At 64.8% G+C, this 17,965-nt stretch carries 13 protein-coding genes and 1 tRNA gene; 8 read left to right on the forward strand and 6 right to left on the reverse strand.

Annotated elements, in window-relative coordinates; genetic code table 11:
* Window positions 1-188 precede the first annotated feature (188 nt).
* The 3 genes from ACVIGB_RS08175 (at window position 189) to ACVIGB_RS08185 (ending at window position 9,471) form a co-directional block, all read left to right on the forward strand.
* The gene (locus ACVIGB_RS08175; protein WP_425304799.1) at window positions 189-6,479 is read left to right on the forward strand and encodes a HAMP domain-containing protein; all 6,291 of its coding nucleotides are present in this window, start codon (window positions 189-191) and stop codon (window positions 6,477-6,479) included.
* A gap of 16 nt (window positions 6,480-6,495) precedes the next feature.
* Window positions 6,496-7,989: a sensor histidine kinase gene (locus ACVIGB_RS08180; protein ID WP_092125634.1), complete on the forward strand. Its 1,494-nt coding sequence runs from the start codon at window positions 6,496-6,498 to the stop codon at window positions 7,987-7,989.
* Window positions 7,990-8,127: 138 nt separating this feature from the next.
* A complete protein-coding gene (locus ACVIGB_RS08185; protein ID WP_456723115.1) occupies window positions 8,128-9,471 on the forward strand; it encodes a PQQ-dependent sugar dehydrogenase in 1,344 nt (447 codons plus the stop codon).
* Between the two features lie 18 nt (window positions 9,472-9,489).
* Here the strand turns inward: ACVIGB_RS08185 and ACVIGB_RS08190 are convergent, their stop codons facing one another.
* Window positions 9,490-9,747 carry a hypothetical protein gene (locus ACVIGB_RS08190; RefSeq protein WP_092114459.1) on the reverse strand — a complete coding sequence of 86 codons (258 nt, stop codon included), beginning with the start codon at window positions 9,745-9,747 and terminating at the stop codon, window positions 9,490-9,492.
* Between the two features lie 197 nt (window positions 9,748-9,944).
* Between ACVIGB_RS08190 and ACVIGB_RS08195 the strand changes: the two genes are divergently transcribed.
* Window positions 9,945-10,763, forward strand: coding sequence for an aminoglycoside phosphotransferase family protein (locus ACVIGB_RS08195; RefSeq protein ID WP_456725215.1), 819 nt, complete (start codon window positions 9,945-9,947; stop codon window positions 10,761-10,763).
* A gap of 12 nt (window positions 10,764-10,775) precedes the next feature.
* Here ACVIGB_RS08195 and ACVIGB_RS08200 read toward each other — a convergent pair whose 3' ends face one another.
* Entirely contained in the window at window positions 10,776-10,976 is a 201-nt protein-coding gene (locus ACVIGB_RS08200) for a hypothetical protein (protein ID WP_456749128.1), read from the reverse strand.
* A gap of 52 nt (window positions 10,977-11,028) precedes the next feature.
* Window positions 11,029-11,499: a winged helix-turn-helix transcriptional regulator gene (locus ACVIGB_RS08205; RefSeq protein ID WP_456723114.1), complete on the reverse strand. Its 471-nt coding sequence runs from the start codon at window positions 11,497-11,499 to the stop codon at window positions 11,029-11,031.
* 147 nt (window positions 11,500-11,646) lie between these two features.
* Here ACVIGB_RS08205 and ACVIGB_RS08210 point away from each other — a divergent pair, with 147 nt between their 5' ends.
* Window positions 11,647-12,567, forward strand: a complete 921-nt coding sequence (locus ACVIGB_RS08210) for an alpha/beta fold hydrolase (RefSeq protein ID WP_456723113.1) — start codon at window positions 11,647-11,649, stop codon at window positions 12,565-12,567.
* A 23-nt stretch (window positions 12,568-12,590) separates the two neighbouring features.
* On the opposite strand, the gene ACVIGB_RS08215 is transcribed toward ACVIGB_RS08210, so the two are convergent.
* Window positions 12,591-12,680 (reverse strand) — tRNA-Ser (locus ACVIGB_RS08215).
* A gap of 246 nt (window positions 12,681-12,926) precedes the next feature.
* On the opposite strand from ACVIGB_RS08215, the gene ACVIGB_RS08220 reads away from it, so the two are divergent.
* Window positions 12,927-13,358, forward strand: a complete 432-nt coding sequence (locus tag ACVIGB_RS08220; RefSeq protein WP_456723112.1) for an arsenate reductase/protein-tyrosine-phosphatase family protein — start codon at window positions 12,927-12,929, stop codon at window positions 13,356-13,358.
* Here the strand turns inward: ACVIGB_RS08220 and ACVIGB_RS08225 are convergent.
* Complete coding sequence (locus ACVIGB_RS08225) at window positions 13,351-13,785, reverse strand: NUDIX domain-containing protein (protein WP_456723111.1); 435 nt, start codon at window positions 13,783-13,785, stop codon at window positions 13,351-13,353. The genes ACVIGB_RS08220 and ACVIGB_RS08225 overlap by 8 nt on opposite strands.
* An 856-nt stretch (window positions 13,786-14,641) precedes the next feature.
* Here ACVIGB_RS08225 and ACVIGB_RS08230 point away from each other — a divergent pair.
* Complete coding sequence (locus tag ACVIGB_RS08230; protein ID WP_456723110.1) at window positions 14,642-15,574, forward strand: septal ring lytic transglycosylase RlpA family protein; 933 nt, start codon at window positions 14,642-14,644, stop codon at window positions 15,572-15,574.
* A gap of 33 nt (window positions 15,575-15,607) precedes the next feature.
* Here ACVIGB_RS08230 and ACVIGB_RS08235 read toward each other — a convergent pair whose 3' ends face one another.
* Window positions 15,608-16,543: an alpha/beta fold hydrolase gene (locus ACVIGB_RS08235; RefSeq protein WP_456655666.1), complete on the reverse strand. Its 936-nt coding sequence runs from the start codon at window positions 16,541-16,543 to the stop codon at window positions 15,608-15,610.
* A 162-nt stretch (window positions 16,544-16,705) separates the two neighbouring features.
* Between ACVIGB_RS08235 and ACVIGB_RS08240 the strand changes: the two genes are divergently transcribed.
* Window positions 16,706-17,965: a D-alanyl-D-alanine carboxypeptidase family protein gene (locus ACVIGB_RS08240; protein ID WP_456723109.1), complete on the forward strand. Its 1,260-nt coding sequence runs from the start codon at window positions 16,706-16,708 to the stop codon at window positions 17,963-17,965.

Genomic DNA, 17,965 nt, shown 5'->3' on the forward strand with positions numbered 1-17,965 from the left:
GCTCCTGCGCAAAAAGTTCCAATGCGCATGGGAACTTTTGGTTCCATCGACGATTAAGCCCCTCGGTTTGCGTCACAAATCGCGGTTTTGGCGTTTTCCCGCTTGAATAGATCAGGGGCAGTCATTCTTATGGTCACACTGGCTTCTCCGAGTCCTTGGATTCGTGGCCAGCGCGTAGGGGAAATTACATGACCGATCTCGGTTCGCCGCCTCGTCCCCGTGCTGATACACGCCGCGCCCAATCATCGAACGGAAGTCTCGATTCCTCGCACGACCTGCTGCAATCGCTGCAGGCGATGCGCGGTGGCGACTTCTCGGTTCGGATGCGTGGCGACTATCTCGGTATCGATGGCAAGATCGCCGACGCCTTCAACGAAATCGCAGCCGCCAACGAGCGCATGGCGCAGCAGTTGGCGCGCGTCGGGCAGGTCGTCGGCCGTGAGGGACAGACCCGCCAGCGCGTCAATTTCGGCCTCGCCAGTGGCGCCTGGGCCGACATGGAGAGCTCGGTCAACACCCTGATCGACGATTTGCTGTGGCCGACCCGCGAAGTCACCCGCGCGGTTGCCGCGGTGGCGCAGGGCGACCTGCTGCAGACCGTGCAGCTCGACGTCGAGGGCAGGCCGCTGCGCGGCGAATTCCTGCAGTCGGCGAACATCGTCAACACGATGATCAAGCAGCTCTCGGTGTTTACCTCCGAGGTCACGCGCGTGGCGCGCGAAGTCGGCACCGAGGGCAAGCTCGGTGGCCAGGCCCAGGTGCCGGAGGTGACCGGCGTCTGGAAGGACCTGACCGAGAGCGTCAACTCGATGGCCAACAACCTGACCGGCCAGGTCCGCAACATCGCCGAGGTGACGATCGCGGTCGCCAACGGCGACTTGTCCAAGAAGATCACGGTCGACGTCCGTGGCGAGATACTGCAGCTGAAGGAGGCCATCAACACGATGGTCGATCAGCTGCGTTCATTCGCTTCCGAAGTGACGCGCGTGGCGCGCGAGGTCGGCACCGATGGAAAGCTCGGTGGCCAGGCGATCGTGCCCGGCGTCGCAGGTACCTGGAAGGACCTCACCGACTCGGTGAACGCGATGTGCGGCAACCTGACCGCTCAGGTCCGCAACATCGCCAACGTGACCACGGCCGTGGCGCGCGGTGACCTGTCGCGCAAGATCACGGTCGACGTCAGCGGCGAGATCCTCGAATTGAAGGACACCATCAACACGATGGTGGACCAGCTCAATTCGTTCGCCTCGGAAGTGACGCGCGTGGCGCGCGAAGTCGGCACCGAAGGCAAGCTCGGCGGCCAGGCCCAGGTGCCCGGCGTCGCCGGCACCTGGAAGGATTTGACCGACAACGTCAACTTCATGGCGTCGAACCTGACCGCCCAGGTCCGCAACATCGCCGACGTCGCGACCGCGATCGCAGGCGGCGACCTGTCGAAGAAGATCACGGTGAACGTATCGGGCGAGATCCTTCAGCTGAAGGAAACCCTCAACACGATGGTGGACCAGCTCAACGCGTTTGCGTCGGAAGTGACGCGCGTGGCGCGCGAGGTCGGCACCGAGGGCAAGCTCGGCGGCCAGGCCAACGTGCTCGGCGTCGCCGGCACCTGGAAGGACCTCACCGACAACGTCAACTTCATGGCGTCGAACCTGACCGCGCAGGTCCGCAATATCGCCGGCGTCACCACCGCGGTCGCCAATGGCGACCTGTCGAAGAAGATCACGGTCGACGTGCGCGGTGAAATCCTCGAGTTGAAGGACACCATCAACACGATGGTCGACCAGCTCAACGCCTTCGCCGGCGAGGTGACGCGCGTGGCGCGCGAGGTCGGCACCGAGGGCAAGCTCGGCGGCCAGGCCGAGGTGCGCGGCGTCGCCGGCACCTGGAAGGATTTGACCGACAGCGTCAACTCGATGGCCTCGAACCTGACGGCACAGGTCCGCAACATCGCCGAGGTCGCGACCGCGGTGGCGAAGGGCGACCTGTCGAAGAAGATCACCGTGAACGTGTCGGGCGAAATCCTTCAGCTGAAGGAAACGCTCAACACGATGGTCGACCAGCTCAACGCCTTCGCCGGCGAAGTCACGCGCGTGGCGCGCGAGGTCGGCACCGACGGCAAGCTCGGCGGACAGGCCGAAGTGCCCGGCGTCGCCGGCACCTGGAAGGATTTGACCGACAGCGTCAACTCGATGGCCGGCAACCTCACGGCGCAGGTTCGTAACATCGCCGAGGTCGCGACCGCGATCGCCGGCGGCGACCTGTCGCGCAAGATCACGGTCGACGTCCGCGGCGAGATCCTTCAGCTGAAGGAAACGCTGAACACGATGGTCGACCAGCTCAACCGCTTCGCGGGCGAGGTGACACGCGTGGCGCGCGAGGTCGGCACCGACGGCAGCCTCGGCGGCCAGGCCAACGTGCCCGGCGTCGCCGGCACCTGGAAGGACCTGACCGACAGCGTCAACTCGATGGCCGGCAATCTGACGGCGCAGGTCCGCAACATCGCCGAAGTGACGACGGCCGTGGCGCGCGGCGACCTGTCGCGCAAGATCACGGTCGACGTGAAGGGCGAAATCCTCGAGCTGAAGAATACCATCAACACGATGGTCGACCAGCTCAACGGCTTCGCCGGCGAAGTGACGCGCGTGGCGCGCGAGGTCGGTACCGAAGGCAAGCTCGGCGGCCAGGCCGAAGTGCCCGGCGTCGCCGGCACCTGGAAGGACCTGACCGACAACGTCAACTTCATGGCGTCGAATCTCACGGCGCAGGTCCGCAACATCGCCGAGGTCGCGACCGCGATCGCCGGCGGCGATCTGTCGAAGAAGATCACGGTGGACGTGCGCGGCGAGATCCTGCTGCTCAAGGACACCCTGAACACGATGGTCGAGCAGCTGCGCTCGTTCGCCGCCGAAGTGACGCGCGTGGCGCGCGAGGTCGGCACCGAGGGGCGGCTCGGCGGCCAGGCCGTGGTGCCCGGCGTCGGCGGTACCTGGAAGGACCTCACCGACAACGTCAACCTTCTCGCCGCGAACCTGACCACGCAGGTCCGCAACATCGCGGAGGTGACGACCGCCGTGGCGCGCGGCGACCTGTCGCGCAAGATCACGGTCGACGTGAAGGGCGAAATCCTCGAGCTGAAGAACACCATCAACACGATGGTGGACCAGCTCAACGCCTTCGCCGGCGAGGTGACGCGCGTCGCGCGCGAAGTCGGCACCGAGGGCAAGCTCGGCGGCCAGGCCGAGGTTCGCGGTGTCGCCGGTACCTGGAAAGACCTCACCGACACCGTCAACGTCATGGCGGCGAACCTGACCGAGCAGGTGCGCGGCATCGTCAAGGTGGTGACCGCGGTCGCCAATGGTGACCTGAAGCAGAACCTGACGGTGAAGTCGAAGGGCGAGGTGGCCGCGCTCGCCGACACCATCAACAACATGACCGAGACGCTTGCGACCTTCGCCGAACAGGTCACCAGCGTGGCGCGCGAAGTCGGCGTCGAGGGCCGGCTCGGCGGTCAGGCCAACGTGCCCGGCACCGAAGGCACCTGGAAGGACCTCACCGGCAACGTCAACCTGCTCGCAGCCAACCTGACCTCCCAGGTGCGCGCGATCGCGGAAGTGGCGACCGCGGTGACCAAGGGCGACCTGACGCGCTCGATCCAGGTCGACGTGCGCGGCGAAGTCGCGGAGCTCAAGGACAACATCAACACGATGATCGGCAACCTCCGTCTCACCACGGAGCGCAACACCGAGCAGGACTGGCTGAAGACCAATCTGGCGCGCTTCACCAACATGCTGCAGGGCCAGCGCGATCTCGCGACCGTCGGCCGCCTGTTGCTGACCGAGCTCGCGCCGCTGATCAACGCGCATATGGGCGTGATCTACCAGGTCGACAATCCCGAGAATGCGCAGCTGCGCTTGCTGTCGGCCTATGCCAGCGACAGCAGCAATCCGCATCCGCAAATCGTCCAGTTCGGCGAGGGACTGATCGGCCAGTGCGCACTCGACAAGCGCCAGCGCCTCGTCTCGGACATTCCCGGCGACGCGGTGCCGATCAATTCGGCGCTGATGCGGATCATGCCGAAGAACCTCGTCGTCTTCCCGGTGCAATTCGAGAACCAGGTCAAGGCGGTGATCGAGCTGTCCTCGATCTCGTCGTTCACGACATCGCAGATCACCTTCCTCGAACAGCTGACCGACAGCATCGGAATCGTGCTCAACAGCATCGAGGCGACGATGCAGACCGAGGCGCTGCTCAAGCAGTCGCAGCAGCTCGCCGGCGAATTGCAGACCCAGCAGAAGGAGTTGCAGCAGACCAACGACCAGCTCGAGCAGAAGGCCCAGCAGTTGGCCGAACGCAACGTCGACGTCGAACGCAAGAACCAGGAAATCGAGCAGGCCCGCCGCGCGCTGGAAGAGAAGGCGACCGAGCTGTCGCTGACCTCGAAGTACAAGTCCGAATTCCTCGCCAACATGTCGCACGAGTTGCGGACGCCGCTGAACTCGATCCTGATCCTGGGCCAGCAGCTCACGGAGAATCCGGACGGCAATCTGACCGGCAAGCAGGTCGAGTTCGCCCGCACCATTCATGGCGCCGGCACCGACCTGCTGAACCTGATCAGCGACATTCTCGATCTGTCCAAGATCGAGTCCGGCACGGTGACGGTCGATGCCGAGGAAATCCTCACCTCGAGCCTGCTCGAGACCGTCGGGCGGCCGTTCCGGCACGAGGCGGAGAACCGGCATCTGTCCTTCAGCATCGATGTCGATGCCAACCTTGCGCGCAGCATGGTGACCGACTCCAAGCGGCTGCAGCAGGTGCTGAAGAATCTGTTGTCGAATGCGTTCAAGTTCACCGCGGACGGCGGCGTTAGCCTGACTGTGTCGGCCGCGCTCGGCGGCTGGAGCGCCGAGCATCCGATCCTGAATGCCGCACCGGCCGTCGTCGCATTCGAAGTGTCGGATACCGGCATCGGCATTCCCCAGGACAAGCAGAAGCTGATCTTCGAAGCGTTCCAGCAGGCCGATGCCGGCACCAGCCGCAAATATGGCGGCACGGGCCTTGGCCTTGCCATCAGCCGCGAGTTGGCCGGCCTGCTCGGTGGCGAGATTCATCTGCGAAGCGCGCCGGGCAAAGGCTCGACCTTTGTGCTCTATCTGCCGCTGAAATATGCCGGACCGTCGGTGGCGTTGCGCCCGCAGGCTCAGCCATTTGCGATGCCGCACACGGCGGCGGCGTCGCTGCAGTCGTCCGGCACACAGGAGCGTGTGATCGAGCAGCTGCCGGACGACCGGCTCGATCTCGAGCCCGGCGACACGATCCTCTTGATCGTCGAGGACGACCCGCATTACGCGCGGGTGCTGATCGATCTGGCGCGCGACAAGGGCTTCAAGGTTCTGGTTGCAAGCCGGGGCGCCGAGGCGCTGGATCTCGCCAAGCAGTTCCAGCCGAGCGCAGTTTCGCTCGACGTCTTCCTCCCCGACATGCTGGGCTGGACGGTGCTGAGCCAGCTCAAGCACAATCCGCTCACCCGTCACATTCCAGTCCAGATCATTACGCTCGACGAGGACCGGCAACATGCGCTGGCGCGCGGCGCCTTCTCCTTCGTCAACAAGCCGACCACGACCGAGGGCGTCAGCGCGGCGCTGTCGCAGATCAAGGAATACGCCAGACCGCGTCGCAAGCGCCTGCTGATTGTGGAGGACAATGCGGCGGAGCAGCTCAGCATCACCGAGTTGCTCGGCCACGAGGATATCGAGATCGTGACCAGCGGAACCGGGGCAGGGGCGCTCTCAACGTTGCGCGAGCATCCGTGCGACTGTGTCGTGCTCGATCTGCGCCTGCCCGACATGAGCGGCTTCGAGGTGCTGGATCATATCCGCAACGACGAGACGCTCTCCAATGTTCCCGTTGTCGTGTTTACCGGCCGGGAACTTTCGGCTGAAGAGGACGCGGAACTGCACACGATGGCGCGCAGCATCGTCGTCAAAGGCGTGGAGTCGCCCGAACGTCTGCTCGACGAAACGTCACTGTTCCTGCACCGTGTGATCACGGAATTGCCTGTCGAAAAACAGAGGATGCTGGAGAAGCTCAATAGTTCCGATGAGGATCTTATTGGCAAGACCGCGCTCCTGGTCGACGACGACGCCCGCAACATCTTCGCGCTGTCGAGCGTGCTGGAGCGGCGAGGTATGAAGGTGTTGACTGCGACAACCGGTCACGAGGCGATCTCGCTAGTCGAGTCCAATCCGAAGATCGCGATCGTGCTGATGGACATCATGATGCCGCAGATGGACGGTTACCAGACCATCGGCGCCATCCGGCAAAATCCCGCCTTTGCGCGGCTGCCGATCATCGCGCTGACCGCGAAGGCGATGAAAGGTGACCGGGAGAAATGCCTGGAAGCAGGCGCATCCGATTATCTGGCGAAACCCGTGAACACCGAGCAACTGCTGCTGGCGATCCGCATGTGGCTGCACCGCTGATCGGCGATCGAACATGATGGACCATGAAAAGGTGAACATCCTTCTGGTCGATGACCAGCCGGCCAAGCTGCTGGCTTATGAGGTCATCCTGAAGGAGCTCGGCGAGACGCTCGTGGCCGCTTCGTCGGGCCGCGAGGCGCTGGAGTTCCTGCTCAAGAATGAAGTCGCGGTCATCCTGGTCGACGTCTGCATGCCCGAGCTCGACGGCTTCGAGCTCGCGGCAATGATCCGCGAGCATCCGCGTTTCCAGAAGACCGCGATGATCTTCATCTCGGCAATCCAGGTCAGCGACATCGATCGATTGCGCGGCTACGAAATGGGCGCGGTCGATTACGTGCCGGTGCCGGTCGTGCCGGAAGTGTTGCGCGCAAAGATTCGCGTGTTCGCCGAGCTCTACCGCAAGACGCGGCAACTCGAACGCCTCAACGCCGAGCTCGAGGACCGGGTGCGCGCCCGCACCGCCGAGCTCGAGCAGTCGACCACACGGCTGGTCGAAAGCGAGGCGCGCCGCAGCATGGCGATTGCCGCGGGCAAGATGGGCTCGTGGGACTGGGATTGGGTCAACGGCGACTGGATGTGGGACGAGGGGCAATACAAGATCTTCGGCGTCGATCCGAAATCCTTCGCACTGACCTCCGATAATATCCGGGCGCTGTTTCATCCGGACGATGTCGAACAACTCCGGCAGGGCTGGACCGGCTTCGGCAACGGCCACACATCCTATGAGGCCGAATTCCGCGTCGTGCGGCCGGACGGCGAGATCCGCTGGTGCGTCGGCACGGCTGCGGCGACCAGCGACAGGAGCGGCAGGGTGGTGCGGGTCAGCGGCGTCACCGTCGACATCACCGATCGCAAGAAGGCCGAGGAACGGCAGAGCCTCTTGACCCGCGAGGTCGACCATCGCGCCAAGAACGCGCTCGCGCTGGCGCAGTCGATCGTGCGCCTGACGCGCGCGCAGAACGTGACCGCCTATGTGCGGGCGGTCGAGGGCCGCATCACGGCGCTGGCGCGGGTTCACACCGTGCTGTCGCTGTCGAGCTGGCAGGGCGCCGAAATCCGGCGGCTGGTGACCGAGGAGATCGCGCCTTATTCCGAGGCCGGGCAGATCCGGATCGCCGGCGGAGAGGTACAGTTGCAGCCCGCGACCGCGCAGACGCTGGCACTGGCGCTGCACGAGCTCGTCACCAACTCCGCCAAATATGGCAGCCTGTCGGTGTTGCCGGGCCGGCTCGCGATCACCTGGGAAGTGGCGGACGACACGCTCATCCTGGCCTGGGTGGAATCCGGCGGGCCTCCGGTGACCAAGCCGAAACAGAAAGGCTTCGGCACACGAAGTGTCATCGCCAGCATCGAAACCCAACTCGGCGGACGGGCCGATTTCGATTGGCGCGCCGAGGGATTGATCTGCAGGCTCACGGTTCCTCTCAAGCCGCTTGTTGGAGACACGCCGGCGTTCCGCGAACCGTCGGCAGCCGAGCGCAAGCCCATGGTCCGTTCCAGGGCCGTGTAGTGCATCCTGTGGAGCGCTCGCCTGTTGAAGTGACAGCGCTTCCCAACGGCCATTGATACAGACGACATTGTGAACGCAGCCTGCGCGCGAGCTGCGCTATGAGCTGCGCGTCTGACAGGGACCTCGCGCGAGGAGCAAATGCGTAAGACAAATCTTGCCGGCGTGAGCATTTCCGTCGTCATCCTCGCAGCGACCAGTATCGCGCGGTCGGGCGCTGAACCTGTGCTGAAGGGCGCGGAGGCCTTCGGCGACTGGCAGCGCGACAGACCGGGCACGGTGCGTCTGATCACGCCGCAGGACTTGCCCAAGCCGGGCGCGACGGCCTCCAGCAGCAATTCGTCCCGCGTCGTGTCGCGCCCCGCATCGGCGGTGCCGCAGGTGCCGGCGGGGTTCAAGGTCGAGCTGTTTGCGAGCGGCCTCAGCGGTCCGCGGATTATCCGGACCGCGCCCAACGGCGATATCTTCGTCGTGGAGACCAACTCCGGCCGCATCCGTGTCCTGCGCAGCGCCGACGGCGCCACCAAGCCGGCGACCAATGAGGTCTACGCAACCGGACTGAACCGGCCGTTCGGCATCGCGTTCTTTCCAAACGGCGACAATCCGCAATGGCTCTACGTCGCCAACACCGACAGCGTCGTGCGCTTTGCCTACCGCAACGGCGATCTCAGGGCGTCGGGAAAGCCTGAGAGCATTGTCGCAAACCTTCCTCACGGCTACGGCCATTCGACGCGTGACATCGTGTTCACGCCCGACGACAAGCGCATGCTGGTGTCGGTCGGCTCCGCCGGCAACGCGGGCGAGGGTCTTGGCCGGCCGCCGGAAGGTATCGAAAGCTGGAGCCGCGAACACGCGCTTGGCGCGGCCTGGGGATCGGAAACCGACCGTGCGGCGGTGCTCGCCTTCGATCCCGACGGCAAGAACCAGAAACTGTTCGCTACCGGTATCCGCAACTGCGTCGGACTTGCGATCCAGCCTGGAAGCGGCACGCCCTGGTGTTCGACCAACGAGCGCGACGGCCGCGGCGACAACCTCGTGCCCGACTATGTGACGCGTATCCGCGAGGGCGCGTTCTACGGCTGGCCCTGGTACTATATCGGCGCCAATGAAGACCCGGCGCATGCCGGCGCGCGGCCCGACCTCAAGGACAAGGTGACTACTCCCGACGTGTTGTTGCAGGCGCACTCGGCCTCACTCGGCTTGGCCTTCTACACCGGCAGCAGTTTTCCGTCCGAATATCGCGGCGATGCGTTTGCAGCCGAACACGGCTCGTGGAATCGCGCGAAGCGCACCGGCTACAAGATCATTCGCATCAGGTTGAAGGACGGGATGCCGACCGGCGAGTACGAGGATTTCGTCACCGGATTTGTCGTCGGCGACAACGAGGTCTGGGGCCGTCCGGTGGGTGTCACCGTGGCGCGGGACGGCGCGCTGCTGGTCTCCGAAGACGGCAACGGCACGATCTGGCGCGTCAGCCACGATTAGCCGTTCGGTCGGCGGCGGCTACCCCAATCCGTCCTTGAGGCCGTATTCCTCATAGATGGTCAGGGGATCGGTATCGGGAAACAACCGGCACTTGGCTTGTGCAAGATGCAGAGTGACGGCTCCGGCCTCACATCTCGCGGTCAGGAGCTTCCGGACGTCCTCCATATGCGCGCGCGGCTGATGCTTCGACGGCAACTGCTCGAGCGCGACCAGCGCGGTGGCCAGAGCTTCCGTGACCACCCAATCGTCGTGTCCGGTAATTCCCTTTCGCGGCATCACACCCTCCGTCGCACCGGCTGCGACATTGTAGCGCGAGATGGGTGGGGGCTGTCATCAGCCAACATAGGCAGGGCGGCCAGGAACCGGTTGGCGCGGCCCTGCCACGATGCGCCGCAGGGAACCAGCGTGGCAGCGCGCGCAGGCAATGCTTAGAACGACGGTTGCGTCCCTTCATCACCCAGTCAGGCCGCCCGATGTTCGAACCCTATCTCTCGGCCTGGAGCCTTGTCCCCGACGGCGACCCGATCGTGACGCACGCCGCACGGTTGCTGCCGGTGCGGCGGCACGGCGAACCGGCAATGCTCAAGCTCTCGAACGAACCGGACGAGCGTCTCGGCGCGATCGTCATGGAGTGGTGGGATGGCGACGGTGCGGCGCGCGTCCTTGCCCGTGACGGCGGGGCGCTCCTGCTCGAACGGGCGATGGGTACCGCTTCGCTCGGCGACATGGCGCGAGCCGGCCGGGACGATGAAGCCTGCAGAATTCTCTGTGCAACGGCCGATCGGCTACACGGCCGGCGGGCGAAACCGCGGCCGGACCTGACGCCACTGAAAGACTGGTTTCGCGAGCTGTGGCCGGCGGCGAGGGCGCACGGCGGCATCCTGAGTCGATCGGCCGGCATCGCCGAAGCGCTGCTCGGCGATCAGCGCGAGATCGTGGTGCTGCACGGCGATCTGCACCATGACAATGTGCTCGACTTCGGCGCGCGCGGCTGGCTTGCGATCGATCCCAAGCATCTCGTCGGCGAGCGTGGCTTCGACTTCGCCAACATCTTCACCAATCCGGATCTTGCCGATCCGGCACGGCCGGTTGCAACCGAACCCGGACGTTTTGCGCGGCGTCTCGACATCGTCGTGGAAGCAGCAAAGCTGGATCGGCGGCGCTTGCTGTCATGGATCGTCGCCTGGACCGGCTTGTCGGCAGCGTGGTTCCTCGGCGATGACGATCCGCTCGCCGAAATCGACCTGCAGATTGCAAACCTTGCCGCCGCTGAGCTCGACCGGATGGCGTAGGGCGCGCAGCGACTACGCCGCGGCGGCGCTGGCTCCGCTCAGCGACACACTCAAGATCCGCCATTTCGATATGTCGAAGAAGTAGGCGGCCTTGATGCGCGCGGAAGCGGGATCCGGCGCCTGAATCGCCGTGTGGAATTTCCGCTCCCCATCGCTCAGCGAAATCCGGAATGTCTGCATTGGTCGAACCTCCACGCGCGGATGCTGCGGCAAGGAGGGTTAAGATCCGGTTGCTTGCAGCGATCCAGCGTGGCGCACGCGCCTCTCACGCGCTGCCGTTCTCGTGTGAAGCCCGCGGCAGCCGCACCATGGTGTCTTCTGCACCAACGACGCGTCCGTCCTGCGCTCTCAGCTCGAGGCGGCGCACCGGCAGTCCATTCTTTCGATCAACCAGCAGCACATGCGCTTCGTCGGGCTCGAAGAAGAAATCCTCGCCCCACTGCCGGAGCGCGACAAGGAGCGGGAACAGCCCGCGTCCCTTTTCGGTCAGCACATATTCCTGATACGGGCTGCCGTCCGCTGCAGGCACGGTCTCCATGATTCCGTGCGCCAGCAGATTGCGGAGCCGGGCGGCGAGGATGTTCTTGGCAAGCCCGAGGCTCTTCTGAAATTCGCCGAACCGGCGCCGCCCGTCGAATGCATCGCGGACGATCAACAGCGACCACCAGTCTCCGATCGCATCCAGCGGCCGGGCCACGCCGCACATCGAGTCCCTGTGGCTCACTCGCTTCGCCATCGTGGTCCGCCTGACGCTCCTCAATCCATATTCTGATCGGTGCGCGGCCCGAAAGACCGGCCCGTCGGGGTCTCGATATATCGGTTGCAAAGTAAAACCACAAGCGGTACACGACGGTTTCAATCTAAAACCACCCGAGGCCAAGCCATGATCCAGTCCGACGCCACCTTCGACGGCACCTTTCCGTTCACGCCGCATTTCAGCGCGGCTCCAGGTTTCCGGATGCATTATGTCGACGAAGGCCCGCGGGACGGCGAGGTGGTGCTCTGCCTCCATGGCGAACCGACCTGGGGCTATCTGTTTCGCCATCTGGTGCCGGCCCTCAGCGCGACGCAGCGCGTGGTCGTTCCGGATCACATGGGGTTCGGCAAGAGCGCAACCCCGGCGCAGCGCAGCTATTGGCTGCAGGATCATGTCGACAATCTCGAAGCGCTGGTCCTTGCGCTCGATCTGACCGACATCACGCTGGTCATGCATGACTTCGGCGGCCCCGTCGGCATGGGGTTCGCGGTCAGGCATCCGGATCGCATCCGCCGCATCATCTCGGCCAACGGGCCGACGCCGTTCGGGCAGAGCGATCTGTTCGAGCGCGTCACCGCCAATGCGCTGGCTTCGCCGTGGTTTCAATGGATCGCAAAGGCCGAGGCGAACGGCGAGCTCGAGCCGGTTCTCGGCCAACTCGGCTTCAACATCCTGAGCACGCTCAAGCTCAACGGCTTCGAGAACAACGCCGTCATCACCGACGCCTGGCTCGCCGCCTACGGCGCACCCTTCGCACGTCCGGCCGACTGCCTCGGCGCGATCGGATGGGCCAGGGGCTTTGCGACCGGTGCGCACCGGTTCGTCGCGCCGGCTCCCGCCGCCGACCGCGCGATCCGCAGCAAGCCGGCGCTCGCCATCTGGGGCGAGGCGGACCGCACGCTGGGCGCCGAGCATTTCCTGCCGCTGTTTTCCGCGATCTTCCCGGCGGCACCGGTCAGGCGTCTTGCCGGCGTCGGGCATTACTGTCTTGAGGATGCCCCGGAGGAAATCGGCGGCCTGATCGCGGAGTTCATCCGGCAGACCTGACTGCTGGGCACATCGAGGGCAGTTGGCGGAAGGGGTGGGATTCGAACCCACGGTACCCTTGCGGGCACGCCGGTTTTCAAGACCGGTGCCTTAAACCACTCGGCCACCCTTCCGGATCATTCGGATCAGGCCCTTAGCGTAGGGCGACGCCGAACGCAACGCGAACTTGGCGAGAACACCGGAGCGAAATGGGCCGTTAGCTCGGTCCACTGGCAGCGAACCGACTCAATTGAGCGCGAGGACAACCTGGCCTTCAGCCGATGCTACGGCGCCGAGGCTGCAGCAATTGGCCGCGGGTCATCGTCGCATGCACGCACCACGGTTGACCGCGACCATCGCCGTTGGCCATCATGATGCTCATGAAGCGCGTCCTCTTCCTTTGCACCGGCAACTACTACCGCAGTCGATACGCAGAGGAGCTGTTCAATCATCTTGCGCGCGGCGAAAACCTGCCGTGGCGCGCCTTCTCGCGAGGCGCCGCCGAACGGGGTTCGCCCGACAATGTCGGCGCCATGTCGGTGTTTGCCGACGACCGGCTTCGCGCCAACGGCATCGTTCCGGAGGGCGCTGCGCGCGATCCGCAGCCGTGTTCATTGGCTGACTTCGACGGCGTGGACCTGGTGATCGCGCTCAAGGAAGCCGAGCATCGTCCGCTGATCGAGCGGCGGTTCCCCGAGGTCGCCGACAAGGTGACCTACTGGCATGTGCACGATATCGACGTTGCCCATCCCGCGGATGCGCTGCCGATGATCGACGAGTTCGTCCGCGAGCTGGTTTCATCGCTCAGGTAATCGGTTCGCGCTTCAGGAAGATCGCGAGCGCATATTCCGCCGGGCGCGCGAGCCTGCCGCTGACGCGTTCGAGGTCATCGACAGCGACGATCTCGAGGCGGCCTTCAGTGACCCTCAACCGGTCGATCGGCACGTCCCGCGCAAGGAACACCTCGCCGCGAAGGCTGCCGCCTGGCGTGGAATGATCCGGCCCAAAATAGCGGCCGATCAGCTCAAAACGTTCGGACGGCAGGTAGTAGCCAATCTCCTCGTGGATTTCGCGCACCACGCATTGCAGGAAGGTCTCGCTGCCCTCGCGCCGCCCGCCGAACAGGCTGATCTTGCCGGGGTCGGAAACGTGAGGAAGGTCGTCGCGCAGTTGCATCAGCAACCGACCATCCGTGCTGACCAGCAGCGCAGACGTTCCCTCTCTTACTGCGCCGGTCATTCGCGAATCCTCTCGCTGAGAACGTGGAGGGTGCGTCATGACTGGGGCTGGGAGAAGACGGCGGATCTGCCGTGCAGATCATAGCAGCCGAGCACGTGCCTGATTGGTATCGCCAGCACTGTAAGGCTGAAGCCGGGGTTCAAGCGGCGAGGGGGAGGCAAGGGTCGCCAGGCTTGTCGCATGGGCGCAGACGGCGCCCAGGACATCACGTGTTCAGCCGAAAGCGAAGGCCAGCAGGCTCGAGCACAGCAGCACGAGGCTTGCTGCGGTCAGGGTTAGAAATCCGTCGGAGACCAAATCGTGATTACGCATGATACACCTGCTTTCTACTGATGCTCATCCGAATTGATTAAAGCTTTCCGAACATTCGCTCCTGGAAAGAGGTGACGCGTCTTTCCGCCTTCAACGGACTGTCAGGCCCGGTACCGATAGCCTTCCACGGCATGCGCCAAGAAGATCGCCGCACTCACCAGGCCCATCACCGCTGTAACCGTCTCGATCATCGCAAACTTCCTTTGCGCCCCACGTCCGAGAGAAAACGATTGCGGCCTTGCACAGTCAAAAAGATTCAATTGTTGGAATTGAAGATGCCCCCCGACTGATGATTTGCTGCAACAGTGTGTCTGATCGCGGGACAGGCCAGGGCGTTTTGCGTGCACGGCAGGTCCGTAGAAGGACGGAGGAGGCGCAACAGACCATTCACCAAGACGCCACCGCCCGATGGCTCTCCCCATTTCCGCCGTGTTCCGGTTGCGATATCTTCACCATCCGGTGCGGAGGTGGGCCGCGCAGTGACAGAATCGATCCCGACGTCTCGGAGTAGGCGCGGGTCCGGGCAGAATGGTACTTGGGGCAGATGGGGATTAGACGGCCAGATTCGATGATCCGGACGGCACGCGGCGCCGTTGCGGTGGCCTCGTGCCTCGTCCTCGCCAATTGTGCCTCCTCGAACCAGTTCGCCAGCCGGGTCGATCCCAAATACGGCGTGTCCTCGAGCCCGCGTGTGGTGGCGCTCGGCGACCCCGTGCCGAAGGGCGGCGGCACCTACCGCATCGGCAAGCCCTATGTCGTCGCCGGCCGCACCTATGTGCCGGAAGAGAACGAGAACTACCACGCCGAGGGCATGGCGTCCTGGTATGGCGATGATTTCCACGGCCGCCTGACCGCCAATGGCGAGGTGTTCGACATGGGCTCGCTCACGGCCGCCCATCCGACCTTGCCGATGCCGAGCTACGCGCGCGTCACCAATCTGAGCAACGGCCGATCGCTCGTCGTTCGCGTCAACGACCGCGGCCCGTACCACGGCAACCGCCTCATCGACGTCTCGAACAAGGCCGCTGAACTGCTTGATTTCAAAGGCAATGGCGTCGCGCGCGTCCGCGTCGAATATGTCGGCCGGGCGCCGCTCGAAGGCTCCGACGACCGCCAGCTGATGGCGACCCTGCGCACCGGTACGCCGGCGCCGTCCCCGTCGATGGTCCGGGTCGCCTCGGCCCGGCCGTTCGTGCCGGAGATGTCGTCCTCGTCGGGCCGAGTCCGGGGCGATGTCCCGCTGCCCGAAGGGCGGCCCTACAGTCTCGGCAACACCCAGTCCGACTACGCCTCGGTCAGCGCCACCTCGGAAATGTCGGCCTCGAGCCGATCGCACCGCCGCGTGCCGAACAATCCGCGCGAGGTCTCCTACGAGGGTGACGCGCGCTACGCCGCGGCCCCGAGCCCGGCGGCGGCCTATGTGCCGATCGACGCGCGTGGACCCGCCGAAGTCCTGAGCGGCCGCGGGCTCTACTGAATCGAGCCGTTGCGAATCAAGCTCTTGGCCTGATTATTTCAAAAATGCGATCAGCGCCGCGTTGACCTCGGCCGGGCGCTCCTGCTGGATCCAGTGGCCGGCGCCCTCGATGATCAGCTTCTGCCGCAGGTTCGGCAGCACGCGCTCCATGTCCGCGACCCGCTTCGCACCGATCAGCCCGGTGATCACCGAATCGTTCGAGCCGGCGATGAACAGCGACGGCTGATGGATCTGCGCATCCTGCCAGGGCGCGGTCAGCTCCCAATTGCGGTCGAGATTGCGGTACCAGTTCAGGCCGCCGCGGAAGCCGGACTGCCGGTAGCCCTCGGCGAATTCGGCGATATCGGCCTCGGTCAGCCAGGCCGGCAGCGGCATTCCGGCCGGCAGCTTGCCGAGGAAGCCCTTGGCTTCGTCGACGAACATCGAGCTCGGATCGGAGACGCCGCGCCCGAGCACCAGTCGCATGGTGTGAGCGATGTCGCGCTCGAATTCGGCCTCCGCCACGCCGGGCGGCTGGAAGTATTGCCAATAGAAATTGGTGATGCCGCCCTCGCGCAAGGTTTCCAGCGGACGGCCGCGGCCACGGAACGGCGGCGGCACGCTGAGGCCGGCGACCTTGGTGAAGATATCAGGACGGAACAGGGCCGCGTGCCAGGCGACCGGCGCTCCCCAATCGTGACCGACGATCATCGCCTTCCGCTCGCCGAGCGCGGCCACCAGTGCGACCATGTCGCCCACCGTATCGAAGATCGTGTAGGCGCCGACATCGGCCGGCGCGGTGGTCCGGCCGAAGCCGCGCATGTCAGGGGCTGCGACCCGGAAGCCTGCCGCGGCGAGGGCTGCGATCTGGTGCCGCCATGAGTAGGACAGTTCCGGCCAGCCATGGCAGAGCACGACCAGTGGGCCTTGCCCGGCCTCACGCACGAACATGTCGATGCCGTTGGCGGAAATGGTGCGGGAGGATGACATTCGCGTTTCCGCCTTGTTTGCCGGTTCTGTTGTCGTTAGCTGGTTCCAAGGATACGGGCGTTCAGCGCTGCCGGCAATCCAGCCGGCCGTGCACAAGCGGCGAAACCTCAGTTGTTTGCGATACTTCCAGCTGTTAGAACGCAGTCTTTCAGGACATCGCCGATGGCAGCCCAGATCGCAATTCCCCGCACGTTGTTCGCTCGCGCTGGGCGTTCTTGGCGTGGCCTGGTCGCGGCCGCAGTCGTGCTGGCGATCGGCTATGGCGGGGTGGTCTATGCCGCCAATAACAGCGTCCAGGGCGCCAAGAAGGAAGAGGGCGGGTTCGACGGCGACGCGCCGACCGCGATCCTGGTCGAGGCCTCCTCGGGCAGCGTGCTGTTCGAGAAGAACGCCGACGAGTTGCGCGCGCCTTCCAGCATGATGAAGCTGATGACGGCCGAGGTGGTGTTCGACGCCATCAAGAAGGGCGACATCAAGCTGACCGACGAGTACCGCATCAGCGAGAACGCCTGGCGGCGGGGCGGGGCGCCGTCCGGGACGTCCACGATGTTTGCGGCGATCAACAGCAAGGTCTCGGTCGACGATCTCCTGCATGGCGCGATCATCCCGAGCGGCAACGACGCCTGCATCGCGCTCGCCGAAGGCATCGCCGGCAACGAGCATACGTTTGCGACCGACTTCATGACCAAGCGCGCCCGCGAGCTCGGCATGACCAAGTCGACCTTCGGCAATTCCAACGGACTGCCGGACCCGACCAACAAGATGACGGTACGGGAACTCGCGATCCTGGCGCGCCACATCATCCTGACTTACCCGGACCGGTACAAGCTGTTCGGCGAGAAGGAATTCACCTGGAACAAGATCCGCCAGCAGAACCGCAACCCGCTGCTGAATGCCTTGCCCGGCGCCGACGGCTTGAAGACCGGCTACACCAAGGAAGGCGGCTACGGCATGGTCGGCTCGGCCGTGCAGAACGACACGCGGCTGATCGTCGTGGTCAATGGCCTCGAGGATTCCGACGACCGCGCGACCGAAGCCAAGAAGATGCTGGAATGGGGGTTCCGCAGCTTCGAGACCCGGGTCCTGATCGCGGCCAACCAGCCGGTCGGCTACGCCCGGGTGTTCGGCGGCGAGAGCCGCTCGGTCAAGCTCGTCAGCCCCGATCCGATCAAGGTGATGGTATCAAAGAACGGCAACGACAAGCTGCTCGCGCGCGTCATCTATAGCGGCCCGGTCAAGGCGCCGATCACCGCCGGCCAGCAGATCGGCGTCGTCCGGGTCTGGCGCGGTGCCAATGTCGCGATGGAGACTCCGGTGTTCGCGGCGGATGCCGTCGGCACGGGATCGACGATGCGCCGCGCGCTCGACGGCGCCCAGGAGCTTGTGATCGGAATGTTCCGCGCAGGGGTCGAGAAGCTCTGA

It is taken from the genome of Bradyrhizobium sp. USDA 4341 (assembly GCF_054063755.1).